Origin of the sequence: Paludibacterium purpuratum, assembly GCF_004363805.1 — a bacterium.
Classification (GTDB): domain Bacteria; phylum Pseudomonadota; class Gammaproteobacteria; order Burkholderiales; family Chromobacteriaceae; genus Paludibacterium; species Paludibacterium purpuratum.
In genome coordinates this window covers 116,190-132,306 of the sequence record NZ_SNZP01000001.1, presented here as the reverse complement: position 1 = coordinate 132,306, position 16,117 = coordinate 116,190, and the positions used below count along the sequence as shown (strand labels likewise).

General features: G+C 61.7%; 7 protein-coding genes. 5 read left to right on the top strand and 2 right to left on the bottom strand.

Translation table 11 applies throughout. The features are described from left to right. Positions 1–3: 3 nt before the first annotated feature. Positions 4–7,998 (bottom strand): SpvB/TcaC N-terminal domain-containing protein, encoded by a 7,995-nt coding sequence (locus DFP86_RS00570; RefSeq protein WP_133678053.1) that lies wholly within the window; start codon positions 7,996–7,998, stop codon positions 4–6. Positions 7,999–8,300: 302 nt separating this feature from the next. Here DFP86_RS00570 and ccoG point away from each other — a divergent pair, with 302 nt between their 5' ends. The 4 genes from ccoG to DFP86_RS00550 all read left to right on the top strand — a co-directional run bounded on the left by ccoG (position 8,301) and on the right by DFP86_RS00550 (position 12,483). Then, positions 8,301–9,728, top strand: coding sequence for a cytochrome c oxidase accessory protein CcoG (gene ccoG, locus DFP86_RS00565; RefSeq protein WP_133678052.1), 1,428 nt, complete (start codon positions 8,301–8,303; stop codon positions 9,726–9,728). A gap of 109 nt (positions 9,729–9,837) precedes the next feature. Continuing rightward, positions 9,838–10,248: a YbaY family lipoprotein gene (locus DFP86_RS00560; protein WP_133678051.1), complete on the top strand. Its 411-nt coding sequence runs from the start codon at positions 9,838–9,840 to the stop codon at positions 10,246–10,248. A 114-nt stretch (positions 10,249–10,362) separates the two neighbouring features. Next, complete coding sequence (locus DFP86_RS00555; protein WP_133678050.1) at positions 10,363–12,027, top strand: methyl-accepting chemotaxis protein; 1,665 nt, start codon at positions 10,363–10,365, stop codon at positions 12,025–12,027. Between the two features lie 198 nt (positions 12,028–12,225). Then, a complete protein-coding gene (locus DFP86_RS00550) occupies positions 12,226–12,483 on the top strand; it encodes a hypothetical protein (RefSeq protein WP_133678049.1) in 258 nt (85 codons plus the stop codon). 173 nt (positions 12,484–12,656) lie between these two features. Here DFP86_RS00550 and DFP86_RS00545 read toward each other — a convergent pair whose 3' ends face one another. Beyond that, complete coding sequence (locus DFP86_RS00545; protein ID WP_133678048.1) at positions 12,657–14,045, bottom strand: tryptophanase; 1,389 nt, start codon at positions 14,043–14,045, stop codon at positions 12,657–12,659. Between the two features lie 577 nt (positions 14,046–14,622). Here DFP86_RS00545 and DFP86_RS00540 point away from each other — a divergent pair. Further along, on the top strand, positions 14,623–15,999 hold the full coding sequence (locus tag DFP86_RS00540; protein ID WP_133678047.1) for a peptide MFS transporter: 1,377 nt from the start codon (positions 14,623–14,625) through the stop codon (positions 15,997–15,999). Positions 16,000–16,117: the final 118 nt, after the last annotated feature.

Sequence of the window (16,117 nt, the reverse complement as noted above, 5' to 3'; positions counted from 1 at the left end):
CCTCTACAACGCATGCGACATCAGATAGCCAAAACCGGCGGCAAGCCCGCCGACGATGGCGGCACCGGCGATGACGGTCAGAGAAACCGGGGCGGTCGCCACGATCAGCACCGCCGCGACGGCAACGGTCGCCCCGGTCGCCACCGCCCCCGCGGTACCGACACCGATCGCCGTGGTATTGCTGGCGCCATTCTCGCGCGCAACCCCTTCGAACACGTAGCCCGCCGGCGCGCCCACCAAGCCGCCCAAGGCGGCCGGACCGCCGGATTCGGCCCCGGAAAGCGCCGCGGCGCCAAGCCGCGGCAAACCCAATTGCAAGGCGGTATGGCCCGCCGCCTCGGTCACCAGTAGCGATTCGGCGGTTCCCGGCACCAAGGTCACGCCCAATTGGGTCGCGGCGCCGCTGATCGGACTGCCGCCCCCTCCGCCCGCCGGCAAGCGCGGCGGCGCGGCGGGCGGGGCGACATGCGAAGCCAGCTCCTCTTCCACCAGGCCGGCTTCGGCCGACAGTACCGAGGCCACCGGCGGCGCTTGACTTGCCAGCCGCTGGGCGCGACGCGCCATCGCGGCGTCGGTATTCGGCCCCGGAATGACTTCGCCGGTGGCCGGGTTGATATCGGCGTCGCGCGGCGAGAAATTGACCGACGGTCCGGTTGGGCGCTGCCCGCCGTTCGGCGACGGCAACAGCGTCAAATCGTCCGGATTGATGCCGATGGAACGCAAGAACCGCCCCACAGCCGGATCGCGCGCGATCCGATAACGCAAAGCGGCATTGGTGCGGCGGCCGGCCGCGGTATTGGCGGTGGCCTGGTCGGCCAGATCGCGGATTTCCTCGATCTCGTCCAAACGCCCGGTCAGCAACCGGCTCTCGGCCTCCTCGGGATTGTCCGCAATCGAAACCGCCGGACGGCGCGGCGGCGGCGAACTGCCGACGTAGTTGCTCTTGGAGCAGGTATTGGTCCGACAGTCGAGTAACTGCTTGTTCGCCGGATCGGAGGGAGAACCGGCCACACCGCCGGCCAAATCGCCCCGCACCGCGTCGATTTCGTCCACATGCACGGCAAAGGGCACTTCGCGTAGCGGCGAGGAGGAGGTGAAGTTGATCTCCTGCCCCTCGAAGTCCATGCAAGTGGCGACCGTCGGATCGCAGGCCGTGCCATTGGTATCGGTGTTCGCCACCGGATTGCCGTTGGCGTAGGCATAGAGGTTCACGCCGCTTTCGATGCCGAGCGGATCGCAACTGAGCCAGCGCCCCAGCCACGGCAAGTAATAGCGGGCGCGGTGATAGCAGAATCCGGTTTCTTCATCCCGCTCCATCGCCGTATAGCGATAGCGTTTGGCCGCGGCCCGCACGCGCCGGTTAAGCGACTGATAGGCGGTACTGCCGTAGGGGTAGTACTCCTCGTAGCTGATCAGGCGTGCGGCTTCGTCGAGTTCGAGGCAGGACGAATCCAGGTGATCGGCCAACTGGTAACGCGTGAGACGCGCGGGGGATGGATCGTGCGCCGCACCGATCGTCCGGGTCTCGACCATGGCCACACGCCGCTTGCCGTCCATCACGTGCAGGGTTTCGCGCGCCAACTGCACCTTGACGCCGTGCGCGTCGTATTCGCGGTAAAGCTCGATGCCGCCGAGATAGATCCGTTCATGCATGCGGCGACCGTTGAAACGCTCGGTGACCTTACGCACGCGGTCGCCGCCCGCGTCGTAGACATACCAGGTCGTCTCGCCCCGAGCCGCGTCATCGTCCGGCCGCACCGCCTGGCGCGCAGAGCAGTGCAGTTGATCCTTGAAATCCCAACTCATGGCGCTTTGTCGCGGCATGCCGACGATATTGCCGTGCGCATCGTAGCGGTAATGTTCGTCTACGCGGCCGACTGCGCTATGGCTTAAACGGTTATTGCGTTGCGCGGAATCGATCAAGCTCGGCGCGTCGTAGTGGTAATGACGCTGCCAAGCGATCTCGCCGAGATTGGCCGACAAGACGCCGTGGTGGTGCAGCAGTTGCAACAGGTTGCCCACTGCGTCGTATAGATATTCCTCGCACCAAGGCTGAATCGCTTGCGGATTGCCTGGCCAGCGTTGCCCGACGCGCGGCACGTCGCTGGCACTGGCCGGGGCGCCGTCCTGGCCCGGCGCGACGAACTCGCGCCCATCGGCCGCGATCAGCCGGTAGAGCGGGTCGTAAAGATAATCGTGGCCAGGCTGCGCCACCGCACCGTCGAAATACAAGGACTGCTGGGCATCGTCGCCGATACGGGTGATATTGCCGACCGCATCGTAGACGTAGCTCAAATCCTGCAAAACAGCGCCGCCGCGACACGTCGCCAGGCGCCGCAGCCGCAGGGTAAGCGGGTCGTAGTCGTAGTCGCTGGCCACGCCATTGCCCAACACAATGCGTGTGCGCCGACCTTGAGCGTCATAGTCGATCTGCTCGATCGGGCGCAGGCTCGCTCCCGTGCGCGCCAAGATCGCCGAGGGCCGGGCGGGCAGATCGAGCCAGCAATCGATGCGATCCAACAGGTTGGCCCGGTTATAAGCGGGGCGCAGTACGGTATAGCCCGCCGCCGATTGCTGGCTATATGGCAGTAACATTTGCACCGGCCGATTGAGTGCGTCGAACACCGACTGGCTGCTGAAGACCTCGCCGGCATCGTCCCAGTCGGGCAGATCCTTATAGTCGTTCAGCAGTTGGCGGTGGGTTTCCGGTACATTGCCCTTGAAATCGTAACGTTCGCTGGTGACGATGCCGGCGGCGTCGAATTGGCGATAGGGGCGCGTTCTCAGGTTACGCGCCGCGGCATCGTGTTGCGCTTCGCCGTACTCGGTCTTTTGGTACACCACCTCGCGGCCGAGCGTGCGCGGGTCGGATTCGGCCGTGCTGCCGCGCACACTATGGCGCAGGCTGCGGCGCAAGCGGTCGTATTCGGTGCGGAAACCGTGCCCCCGGCTATCCCAGGCGCGGATCGGCTTGTCGCTGACATCGTGCAGCATCCAGCGTTCGCCGGCCTCCATGCTTGCCTGGCGGATGCGATGGCCCAGCATGTCATAGTCGTACAGCGCGACGGTGCGCCCCAAGGCATCGATCACTTGGCGCAGATTGCCTTCGATATCCACCAGACTGCGCGTGGCATAGACCCCGAAACGACCGTTATCGGCCAGGCTGAGAAAGTCGTGGCCGAGCGCATCCTGGTACACCCTAGGCGGCGTCGCGGCATGTTCGGCGGCGCGCAATGCGGCGTTGCGCTCATCCGCGCCGAGTTGACCATCGGCACGACTCGCGTACCAAGTCGGCAGGTAATCGACCGGCGGCAGCAAGCGGAAGTATCCGCCGACATCGGGGTCTTCCGCCGGGTCGGCTTGCAGCACGGTGTCGTTGGCATCCCAAGACTGCTGCTGCCAAGGGCCGATCACCACCTTGCGATAGCTATGATCGGCCATCAGCAACATCACCAGCCGGCCCAGCGGGTCATAGCACATGATCGGCGTGACGCCGACCTGACGCAGCTGCGTCTCGGGTTCGAACAGGTGCGTGCTGCTGAAAAACGGCTGGTATTGCTTGACCGGCTTTCCCTTGTTGTTGAATACGGTGCGCCCCTTGCCCACCCAGCGAGGATCGAGCGGCCCGGAGAGCGGCAGTCCGTCGTCCGCCAGGCGCAAAGCACCCGGCACGATATCGCCGTCCGGCAGCCGCGCAGGCGCCGCGCGCAAGGCGCCCGGCCCTGGCTCCGCCTGGATCTTGGATTGGATTTCGCGGCCGAAACCATCTGAATAAGTCAGGGCGATGTGGATCGGGCCGACCTGATCCGGCACCAAGTCGCTGACATGCATTTCACGCGCCAAGGTGGCGGCAAATGGCGGCTCGCCACAGCGGCGGTAGCGGTGCGGGTCGTAAACGAAACGGGTGGTCGCGCTCTTGAGGAGCCCTGCGGCGGCGGCCTCCGGGCTGGCGGCAAAGTCCTGCAGACGGGTCAAATCCAGGTTGGCGTCGAACACGCCGAAGTCGTCCAGGGAATCGCCCACCCCCTCGCCATCCTTACCGCCGATCGCGGTCGCCACCGTCCGGCCCAAAGCGTCGAAGGCGGCGCTCTGCCGGTTGCCATTGGGGTCGATCATCAGGCTCGGATGCAAGACGCGGAAATCGTAGCGAGCCGACACGGTATTACCCAATGCATCGCGCGTTTGCGCCACCAGCAGATCATGCAGGTAATCCACCGAGGCCTCGGCGCCAAACGCGTTGCTGAATCGCCGGGGAAAGAAGAAATGCGCGCAAGCCTCCGCCAACTCTTCGGCTGGCGCGGCCAACGCATCCGGGTGATAGAAGCTGCGCCCCGAAGGCATCCACCAGTGCCCGTCGCCATGCAAGTCGACGTAACCCCCTTGATCGCCCCCCTTGCCGCCCAACAAGGTGGCGGGATCCGGCAGCAACGGGATATCGACGCCATCGCGCGTCTGGCGATAGATCCGGTCGATCAAACCCGGGGTGAACGCCAAGCGGTAGCCTTCGCCCGGCAGCGCCAGCGACTCAAGCTCGCCCAACGGCAACAAACGGTTCAAATCGTTGCCGCGGTAACGGATCGCCTCACTGTCGATCAAGCGGCGATAGAGCATCGGCAGCACCGCGCCGGCAGCTTGGACGTCTTCATAAGGCAGATCGATGGCTCCTTGCGCCAACAAATGCTGCACCACCTCGAAGCGCAACAGCCTCGGCACGCCGCGACCTTGTTTGGCCGCGTAGGCCTCGGCCAGCCGAATCAACTCATAGCTTTGCGCACTGGCTCTTAGCGGCGTGCGATAAGCCTCGGCCAAGTCCACCGCCCCGGTGAACGCGGCCTGGCTCAACGTCGCGAACATTTGCCGCTGTCGGGCGCGGTCGGCATCGCTCAAGTGGCCGCCGCATTCGTGGTAGCGACGGCCATAGGCGATCGCCAATGCTTGCAGCACGTTGCCGTAAGCGTCCACCCGCAACACCATATCGTGCTTGATACGTGGATCGGCCAGCCAACGGATGCCGGCCTGCGAGCAGCCGGCCGCCTCGGGCAAGGTGTGGCCGTCATGGACGGCGAACAACTTGCGCTCGTATTGGCAGCTCAGGGTTTCGCGCGCATGGGTAAAGAACACCGCGTAACGGTTGGGGCCGCGCGGCTGCAGCGGCACGATGGTGTAATTGGCTTCCGATACCGAGTAAGGCCGCGTCGATTCGGGGGTATCGTCCAGCGCGTACACTTCCTGCCGCAGCCGCGCGCCCTTGAGCGCGCGCACCGCCTCGCGCAGGGCATCCCCAGTCAGCCCTGGCGGCAAGACGGTGTCGTCGAGCAGCAGCGCCGCCAGCTCCGCCTGGTCTAGCCCCGTTTCCCGATAGTATTCGTGTGCCAGTTGGCGCGACACCCGGCCGGAGCGGTCGAGCGCACCGGTGTGGTACCACGTCTTGGTCAGCACCGGCGGCACGAAGAAAGCGGGATCGAAGTTGCTCGCCGCGCCCTCGTCCTCGTCCACCCCGTAAGCCTCGGTGTCCCACTGGTCCACGCGAGCAAAACCGCGGAACTCGCGCTCCAGCCCGTCGTAATGGCCATGGTGATAGGCATAGCGGGTGACAAAGCGATTGCCGTCGATCAGGTCTCGCGTCTCCACCCGCGCCACGACATGCACCGGAAACGGCAAGCGCGTGATCCATGGCGTACCGGCAGCCTGATCCTCCAGGTAGAAGTGCGTGGAGGAGGCATAGTCGATCCGGGTCTCGGCGCCCAAATTGTTACGTACCGAGACCAACAGATGCGGTTTACCGCCAGCCATCAGATCCAGGTACCACAAAGGCCGGCGCGCATGCCCCGGAAGCGGCGAGGACCAGAGCAGACAGGCCGTGCCGCGACCGAGGAAATCCACCACCGTCAATGCCGTGGCGCTGTCGGTGGCGGGCAACTGCGCCAGGAGACGCGGCTCGGACCAGCTATTGCCGTGCCGATTGAGGTAGACGCGGATCCCATCGCGTCCTCGGTACAGGATATCGGTGGTGCCGTAGCCTTCGATATCGGCCAACAGGATACGCCGCTGATCGAAACTGTCGCGCTCGTCGAACCAGGGCGCGTTGTCCATGCAGACCTTGGGGCCGAACTGTCCATAACCGATGTTCGGCCAATAGCAGACTTCGCCGTTGCGGATGCGTACCAGATCGGTCAATCCATCGCCGCTCATATCGGCCAGAAAGACCGATTGGGTACCATCGGCGAATACCACGCGCGGTCCGCTTTCCTCATCGAGACTGGGATGAATACGTCGCTCCGGGCCGAAACCATCCGCACCGAGCGACTCATGCCACAAGGTGACCGCCGTATCGCGAGTCAGCAGAATGTCGGGGTGGCCATCGCCGGTCAGATCGATAAAACGCAGATTGGCATCGCGCCAATCGAGATCGGGCAGCGAAGGGAATGGACGAAATGATTGCCAGCCGGCCGCCTCGCCGCGCGGGTAGAACCCCGGGTTCGGCGCATCGAATTCCGCCAGGGCCAGATTGCCGTCGCGATACAGGTCGAGCAATTGCTGCCTGCCGGCGTTCAGATTAGCCAACGAGGGGCGCGCGGAGACTTGGCGTGCGGCACCGAGCATCCCCTCGCCGAGGTTGGGCTTGTAGAACCAGCCGTTACCCTGCTCCGTCAACACGCCGGCGATCCCCTCGCCGTTCAGATCCACCCAGCGGTAACGAGATAGATCGATACCCGCGGGCAAATTGTCCAGGCTATCCTCGGGCGCGGCCTGCACCGGCAGTTGCCGGTAGCGGCCGTCATCCAGGGGGCTTTCGCTGTAATCCAATGTCAACTCGGGCCAGCTGCGCTTGAGGTAGTCCCCGTTTGGCAATCGTTGATAACCGGACTGCGTGGCACCGATCATCTGGCTGCCGCGCGCTTTTTCGCGGTAATTGAAGTGCAGCGCACTGACCAGATAATCGGCAACGCCCAGTTCTTCCGGCAGGTGATGCAGCATCAGCACACGACGGCACAAGCGGTAGTGGCGCACTTCGAAGCCGGCGCGATAGCCGGAAAAGGGGTCCGCGCGCGCAGGCCACGCGTGCAACGGATCGAGGCGCACGCCTGCGTAGCACTCGCCATCGTCGGCCGTCGTCTCCTGGTAATGCCCCTCGCCGTAATCGAACAGCAGTTCGAACAGCCATGACGCATCGGATAGATCGGGCAATGCCGGCGGCCGAAAACTGGGACTGGTCGCATCCAGCAATAGCGGCCGACGGTTGCCGTAACGAACCGATTTCAGATATCGGTTGGCCCCGCGCAGACGGTTGCGCTCGTTAGCCAGTCCGAGATCCACGCCTTGCTGGTCTTCGGCCAGGTAGCGATAGTCGATCGCGTTGCCCTTGGCATCGTAGCTTTGGCAGATCAGCCAGGAGAAAACACGGCGGGGGTCGCTGGGATCGCTGATCCGGCTGTCGGGCGTGGCGCCGTAGATCGTCAAGGCATTATCGCGACTGAAGCTGCGCCAATGCGTGTCGCCATCGCACTCGCGCGTCCAACGCTCGATACGCGAGAACATCCCTTCGATGCGCGGCCGATAGTAGCGGATGCGGTAACCGTGCCGGTGCGTTTCCTTGATGCGCGAACCGCCCTCGGAGTCTGGCAACAGTACGGGAACCAGATCCTCCGCCCCCGACAGCAGAAAGCTGTCCGACGCCTCATCGTCCCGATATTGCGGCAAGCCTTTGTCGGTACGGCGGCTGACCGTCGGCAATCCCAATTGCCAGCCCATGCCGAACGGGCCGTTGCCGGTTCCCGAGTCGTAAGACAGCACGAGTTGCGGCGTGGCGCCGGCACGTCCGGGCGAGCAGGCAATCGGAAGCGTCAATGAGCTGGTGCCGGTCACGGGGTTGACGGCAAATTTCTCGCCGATGCCGCGAACGGCACCCCCGCCTTTGGGCAGATCCGGCACAGGCGATGTCGACCCGCTATCTTGCACGGGAGAAGCATCGGACATGACAGGGTTGGAGTTCGGCATACGCCCCCCTCTGCACTGCGATTAGTGCGTTGAGAGCCTGTTATAGCCACACCCCAAGGCAATGACAAACAAAAAATTAATTGTTTTAATTATGATAATTACAAATAAATGCAACATCGCCGCAGCGCGATCATCCTTGCCTGGGAAAACCTAAAATGCATTTAACATAAAGCAAAACTACGACTGAAGAACTATGGCTATATGAGAGGGGTTATGAGAGGGTAATGCTGCACAATAATAAGATAGTCAGGCACAATTCATCCGCGCCTTACTTTTAAGAACAGTCTCGCAAGGGAAAAACCATGTCGGGTTCACTCAAGGACATCAAGGTCAAGGTGGAAGGCCAACAAGAGCAATCGATTTCACTGTACGAAAAATCTCGAAAACTCTATCCGCGCGACGTACGCGGCATCTTCGCCAAGTGGCGCTTGTTATTTCTGTTCGGTACGCAACTGTTTTATCTCGGCATGCCTTGGGTCACCTGGCATGGCCGCCAGGCGTTGCTGTTCGATCTGGTCAACCGCAAGTTCTACCTGTTCGGCCTGACCATCTGGCCGCAGGATTTCGTCTATCTGTCGGCGCTCTTGATGGTCTGTGCTTTCGGCCTATTCCTCTGGACCACCATCGCTGGCCGTTTGTGGTGCGGCTATGCCTGTCCGCAGACCGTGTACACCGAGGTCATGCTATGGATCGAACGCCTGATCGAAGGCAATCACGTACAGCGCATGAAGCTGGATAAACAGTCGATGAACGGGCGCAAGTTCGCGATCAAATCGGTCAAGCACGGCCTGATGATTCTGTTCTCGCTCTGGACCGGCTTCACCTTGGTCGGCTACTACACGCCGATCCGCGATCTGGTGGCCGCCGCGCCGACCTTCGACTACGGGCCGTGGGAAACCTTCTGGATCTTCTTCTACGCCGGCTTCACCTACCTGTTCGCCGCCCACATGCGCGAACAGGTCTGCAAATACATGTGTCCCTATGCCCGCTTCCAAAGCGTGATGTTCGACCGCGACACCCTGATCATCTCCTACGACGAAGCCCGCGGCGAACCGCGCGGCGCACGCAAGAAAGGCATCGACCCCGCGACGGTCGACTTGGGCAGCTGCATCAATTGCGGTATTTGCGTGCAGGTGTGCCCGGTGGGCATCGACATCCGCGACGGCCTGCAGTACGAATGCATCGGCTGTGCCGCCTGTATCGACGGCTGCGACGAAGTCATGGACAAGATGGGCTACCCGCGCGGGCTGATCAGCTACACCACGGAGAACGTGCAGGAAGGCAAGTTCAGCCGCGAGCAGATTCCGCACCGCATTCTGCGGCCGCGGGTGATCATGTACTCGGTGGTGCTGCTGGCGGTGTTGGCAACGGCCGGCACGGCGTTCTACCTGCGCTTGCCATTCAAGGTCGACATTATTCGCGACCGCGCCTCGCTGGTACGTGAAACCGACGACGGCTGGCTGGAGAACAGCTACAGCATCCGCATCATGAACGTCACCGACCAGCCGCAGCATTTCACGGTGAAGGTCGACGGGCTACCGGACTTGCGGCTGCAGACGGACGAAAAGGAAATTACCGTCCGCCCGGGCGACAATCGGCTGGTCGGCTTACGCGTCCAGGCAGAACCCGAGGTCGCCACCAAGGGCAGCCACGAGATCCACTTCACCGTCACCCAGGTGGAAGATCCATCGCTCAAGACCCGAGAGAAATCGAGTTTTATCGGGGAATAACCCCCCCTTCCCGCCCCCCAATCACGCCGTCGTCTTCGACGGCGTGATTGCATCCAATCGGCAAAAAGCGTCCAATTTGGTCTTCGCATCGAAAACCGGAGATCTAAACATGCTGCAACGTTTCCCGCGACTCGTCGTTTTGTGCGTCGCGCTGCTGCTCGGCGCCTGTGCCGGCACGCCCTATCAGCCCACCTCGCTGAACGGCAATATCGATCTGCCCGCGGGACTGTTCAAGGATGCGCGCAACGTGATGGTGCGCCAGCGGCTGATGGATGTGAGCGGTAGCGGCGGTGCGGCGGCGGTGTTGAGCGAACAGTTCCTCAACCATCCGAAGAAGACTCCGCTGGTCTACGCCCTGATCTACGACCGCCGCGCCATCCGTGCCGGGGGACATTACGAAGTGGATACCCAGGTCTACGCCAACGGCGAATTGAAGTGGCATGCATCGCAGACGGTGACCGGCACCGACAGCGGGTTGCCGGCCACCGTCGACATCCGGGTGGCGCCGGTCGCGCCATAATCGACCAAACCTGATGTCGAGCAACACCAAGCTGATGCAGTACCCGTTATTGTTTCATTTCTAATAACAGAAAAGGTCCGCGTGGACGTTCGCGTCCGCGCATGGGGGGACAATATGAAACGCCACTTCTCGCTGACCCAACAATTGACCGCCACCTCGGCGTTGAGTTTTTTCGCCCTGCTGCTGGTGGGCATCATTGGCATGTTCAAGCTATCCGAATCGCAGGAGCGCTTCGACTACTCGATGCAGTACGTGTTTCCAGCCATCCAACAAATGAGCGATCTGAGCAACGCCTCGGACCAACTGCGCATCGACGTGCTGCTGCTGCCGGTCGCAGCCCAGGCAGCCAGACCGGAACTGGAAAGCAAGATTGCCGCGCTCGATGCCTCGATGGACAAGACCCTGTCGCAATACGTCTCCGACTATACCGATCAGGATGTGAAAATGATCGGCCAGGCCAGAGTGACGTTCTATTCGGCGCAAGATCCGATATTGCTCAAGCAAGACGTGGCGGCGCTCAAGGCCTGGCGTACCGAGCGCGCCACTTTCCTCAAGGCGGTTCGGGCCAACGATCAAGCGGGCATGCAAGCCGCCTACCCCGGTTTCGCCAAGGCCAGCGATGCGCTGACGCAAGCCTTACAGACGCATCTGAAGATGAACTACGACCTCGGCAACGACGTCTCCAACAGCAATCAGGCCAACTATTTGCTGGCGCGCAAACTGATGCTGGTGTTGATCGTCGTGTCCGGCGTGCTATCCGCCTTGTTCGGCATCCGCATGGTGCGCAGCATGCGCACGAGCCTGCTGGCGTTGAAAGACACCATGCAGCACATCAAGGACAGCCTGAACCTGACGCTGCGCGCCCCGACGATCCGCCATGACGAAATCGGCGAAACCTCGCAGAACTTCAACGAACTGCTCGATCGGCTGCAAGACAATCTGCGCACGATCCTGCGCGGCGCGGATGGCGTGGCGCAATTGGCCAACTCGGTGACGGAGGCCTCGCGCAAAGTCTCGCAAAGCGCCGGCGTGCAAAGCGAGGCGTCGTCGGCCATGGCCGCCGCCATCGAGCAGATGACCGTCAGCATCAGCCATGTGGCCGATAGCGCCCGCGACACCCGCGACGGCGCACAGCTCGCCGGCGAAAAGGCCAAGCAGGGCACCGAGTCGATCAGCGCCACCATCGGCGACATCCACAATATCGCCGGCGTGGTGGAAGAAGCGGCCGAGAGCATCCGCAAACTCGGCGAAGAAAGTACCCAGGTTGCCAACGTGCTGCAGATCATCCGCGACATCGCCGACCAGACCAATTTGCTGGCGCTCAACGCCGCCATCGAGGCCGCCCGTGCCGGCGAGCAGGGACGCGGCTTCGCCGTGGTGGCCGACGAGGTGCGTAAACTGGCCGAGCGTACCGCGCAATCGACGCTGGAGATCGGCGCCACCATCAACAAGATGCGCGACTACGCGCAAAGCGCCACCAGCCACATGGCCAACGTCGAGAATCTGGTGCAGACCGGCGAGGAACGCGCCGACCTGGCTGACAGGTCGATCCGGGAAATCCACGAAGCAACCCGTATCGCCTCGCAGCAGGTGGGGGAAATCAGCCAGGCCATCGGCGAACAGGGCGCCGCGAGCCAGTCCATCGCCACCCGGGTCGAACAGGTGGCCGGTATGGCGGTGGAAGCAAGCCACGCCTCGGAAGAAACCGCGCGCCTGTCCGGCGAACTCGATCAATTGGCGCGGGAACAGATCCGTATTTTGAAGAGCTACTCGCTGTAAAGTCGGGCATTCGCGGCTTCAGCCGCGACGCCTTCCCACGCCACATTTTCAGCATTTCCTGACAGCCACGCGCCATTGTCACTGGCTCGCTAGCTGGGTATGGTGGGTGTCGCGGCGCAAGCCGCGAAAGGCGCGGGTTCGGGGTGTTCGCAGCACCACCGAACCCGCTGGCCAAACCAACTCACAGCAGGAGTCAGTATGGTTGCCCACGATGGTAATGCAGTCCCTATCTCTTCTTCAAATCAGGATTTCCGCCAACAGCGGTTACTTAGCCTAATTTCCGTGTTGTGCTTGCCGCGTCAGAGTCATCCAAATTCCGACGAGTACCGATTGGTGGTCGATAGCCGGTTGTTTTGGGCGTTCGAGCCGCTCGATAGTCACATGTCGTGGATGGTTCTGCCCAAAGCCGTACAGGCGCGGAGGCTGGCGGGCTGCCTGATTCTAACGGCCGACTAAGGCCTGCAACCGGAGGCGGGGGACGAAGCGCCCCCGACTGGCGGTGGCCTGATAGCTGTCTACCTTTAAAAAACGAGAAGGTTGGTGCGTTGCTTCGCAAACGCATCCTGACAGCCGCTCCACAAACTAAAAAAACCGCCCGAAGGCGGTTTTTTGACACCAGGCAGGGCGACTCACACCTGCTTGAGCCGTGCGGTGAAGTGACGCAGGATCGGCGGCTCATACTCGAAGGTCAGGCCGCGAATGCTGTTGGCTCGGGCATTCAGGTCGATCAGACAATCGGCGATGTAGTCCATATGGTCGTTGGTGTAGACACGGCGCGGAATGGTCAGGCGCAGCAACTCCAGGTCGGACGGTTCCTGTTCGCCGGTGACCGGATTGCGGCCCAAGAGCAGCGAGCCGATTTCCACCCCGCGGATGCCGCCTTCCAGGTACAGCTCGCACGCCAGCGCATGCGCCGGGAATTGATGGGCCGGAATATGCGGCAGCATACGCTTGGCATCGACAAAGACCGCGTGGCCACCCGTCGGCGTCTGGATCGGCACGCCGCCCTGCGCCAGGCGTTCGCCCAGATAGGCCACTTGGGCGATGCGATAGCTCAGGTAGCCGTGGTCCATCCCCTCCTTCAAGCCAATCGCCAACGCTTCCATATCGCGACCGGCCAGACCGCCATAGGTGACGAAGCCTTCCATCGCCACACAGCGCACCTGCACCGCACGGAATAAATCGAGGTTGTCGCGGAAACAGCAGAGACCGCCGATGTTCACCAGGCCATCCTTCTTGGCCGACATGGTGAAGATATCGCCGTAGCCGAACATTTCGCGCACGATGTCGCCGATTTCGGCATTGGCGTAGTCGCGGTCGCGGTGCTTGATGAACCAGGCGTTTTCGGCAAAACGCGCGGCGTCGAGGATGACCGGGATGCCGTGTTGGCGCGCCAGCCGGCTGACTTCGCGAATATTGCCCATCGATACGGGCTGACCGCCGGCGCTGTTGCAGGTGATGGTGACGATCACCCCTGCCACGTTGTCCGGGCCGTGCGCGGTGATAGCGCTTTTCAGACCCTCGACATCGAAGTCGCCTTTCCAGTCATACGCCTTCTGTGTATCTAGCGCGGCCGGGGTCAGCAGGTTCTGCGCCCGAGCGCCGGCCATCTCCACATGCGCCTTGGTGGTGTCGAAATGATAGTTGGAGAAAAACACCGGCGCGCTGCCCTTGACGCGCTTGACCAGCTCGGGGAACAGGATCTGTTCGGCGCCGCGCCCCTGGTGCGTCGGCATGACGTGCTGATAGCCGAACACCTCGCGCACGGTCTGTTCCAAGTGATAAAAGTTGCGACTGCCGGCGTAGGACTCGTCCCCCATCATCAACCCGGCCCACTGGCGGTCGCTCATCGCGCCGGTGCCGCTGTCGGTCAGCAAATCGATATAGACATCGTCGCCATGCAGCAGGAAGGGATTCCAGCCGGCGGCATCCAATGCCTGGCGACGATATTCGGGGGTGGTTTGGTGAATCGGTTCTACCATCTTGATACGGAACGGTTCAGGAATACGACGAGCCATGTTTACTCTCCCACGGACGCGACTTAGCCTGCCTCAAACGGCAAATGCATGTCGGCCGGTACTGTTGCGGTGACTGAAAACGGCAAAGCGAATGCGCCGCTCGGCGCAAGGGAGATCAGGCGCGGGGAAAGTCGTAGGTCAAAACGATGTCGAGCGTGTACCAGTGCGGAACCACAGCCCTAAAGCAGTGAGCATCCATCCTCAAACTCGATACTGTATGGTTGGTCAAAACGCCCCATGGCGCTTTGCTTAGCCTACGCCACCCACCTATTTGAGTTCAAGTAGCAATAAATCATTTTTTTGCGATGTGACAATCGCTTCACATAGCAGCACTTATATGCCAACCGGCGCATCCCAACAAAACTTTTATTCCGATGACTTTGTGCAAACCACAAGACTTATATCAACAAACACGCACATGATGACATATAAATACCCACAAACAGCAAAAAACCCCCTTAGCACATAAGAATATCGTTATCATGCGAGTCCCCAGCAGTGCCACCACTGTATGGGACATAACAAAAGCATATATAAGTCGTTGGTCCCTCAAGCTCGTTGCACTAGGAAAACACAGATGATCAAACAAGCACACCCAAAGGGCCTGTACTTGCTCTTTGTCACCGAAATGTGGGAGCGCTTCAGCTACTACGGCATGCGCGCCATCTTCGTCCTGTTCATGGTCAAAGCACTGATGCTGGACAAGGCACACGCTTCGGGCATTTACGGCACGTACACCAGCCTGGTTTACCTGACCCCGCTGATCGGCGGTTACATCGCCGACCGATACTGGGGCAATCGCCGCTCGATTATCGCCGGCGGTCTGTTGATGGCCTTCGGCCAGTTCATGATGTTCTTCTCCGGCTCGCTGTTCAGCCATTCGATCGGCACCGCCACGACCCTGATGTACACCGGTCTGGGCGCGCTGATCGCCGGTAACGGCCTGTTCAAGCCGAACATCTCCTCGATGGTCGGTCAGCTGTATCCGGCGGGCGATAAGCGCGTCGACGCGGCCTTTACCATTTTCTACATGGGCATCAACGCCGGCGCACTGCTGGCACCGCTGGTCTGCGGCACCCTGGGGGACACAGGGGATCCGCACGACTTCAAGTGGGGCTTCCTGGCAGCGGGCTGCGGCATGCTGGTCAGCCTGGTCGTGTTCACCTTGCTGAAGAATGCCTACCTGGTCACCCCGGAAGGCCGCGCAATCGGCATGGCGCCGACCCGCTCGACCGACGCCAGCGGCCACGCCAAGCACGAGCCGCTGACGCGTGTCGATTACGAACGCCTGGCTGTGATCTTGATCGTTTCGCTGTTTGTGATCTTCTTCTGGTCGGCCTTCGAACAAGCCGGCGCGTCGCTGACCTTCTTCGCCGAAGAACAGACCAACCGCAACTTGCTGGGCTTCGTGGTACCGGCTTCCTACTTCCAGTCGATCAATCCGGTCGCCATCGTGTTGTGCGCGCCGATCTTCGCCTGGCTATGGACCCGCCTCGGCACCAAGGGTATCGAACCGGCCTCGCCGACCAAGATGGCCATCGGTCTGTTCCTGCTGGCCGTCGGCTATCTGGTGATCGCCTTCGGCGTCGATGGCCTGCAACCCGGCGTCAAAGTCAGCATGATGTGGCTGTTCAGCCTGTATCTGCTGCACACCTTCGGCGAGCTGTGCCTGTCGCCGATCGGTCTGTCGCTGGTGGTCAAACTGTCGCCGGTGCGTTTCACCAGTCTGATGATGGGGATTTGGTTCCTGTCCAACGCCGCCGCCAACAAGTTCGCCGGCGTGCTGTCCGCGCTGTACCCGGACCCCAAGATGGCGCCGCCGGTATTCATGGGCCACACCATCAACAACTTGCATGATTTCTTCATGCTGTTCGTGGTCATGGCCGGTATCGCTTCGTTGATCCTGTTCGTACTGTCGAGCAAGCTGAAGAAGATGATGCACACCACGGCTTGATCCGGATAGCGAACACTACAAAAGCCACCGCCCGCGCGGTGGCTTTTTTTTGGCTGGCCATGATCGCCGGCAGGAGCCGCTCTACGGACATAAAGATTTTTCATGCAATACGCTAGGT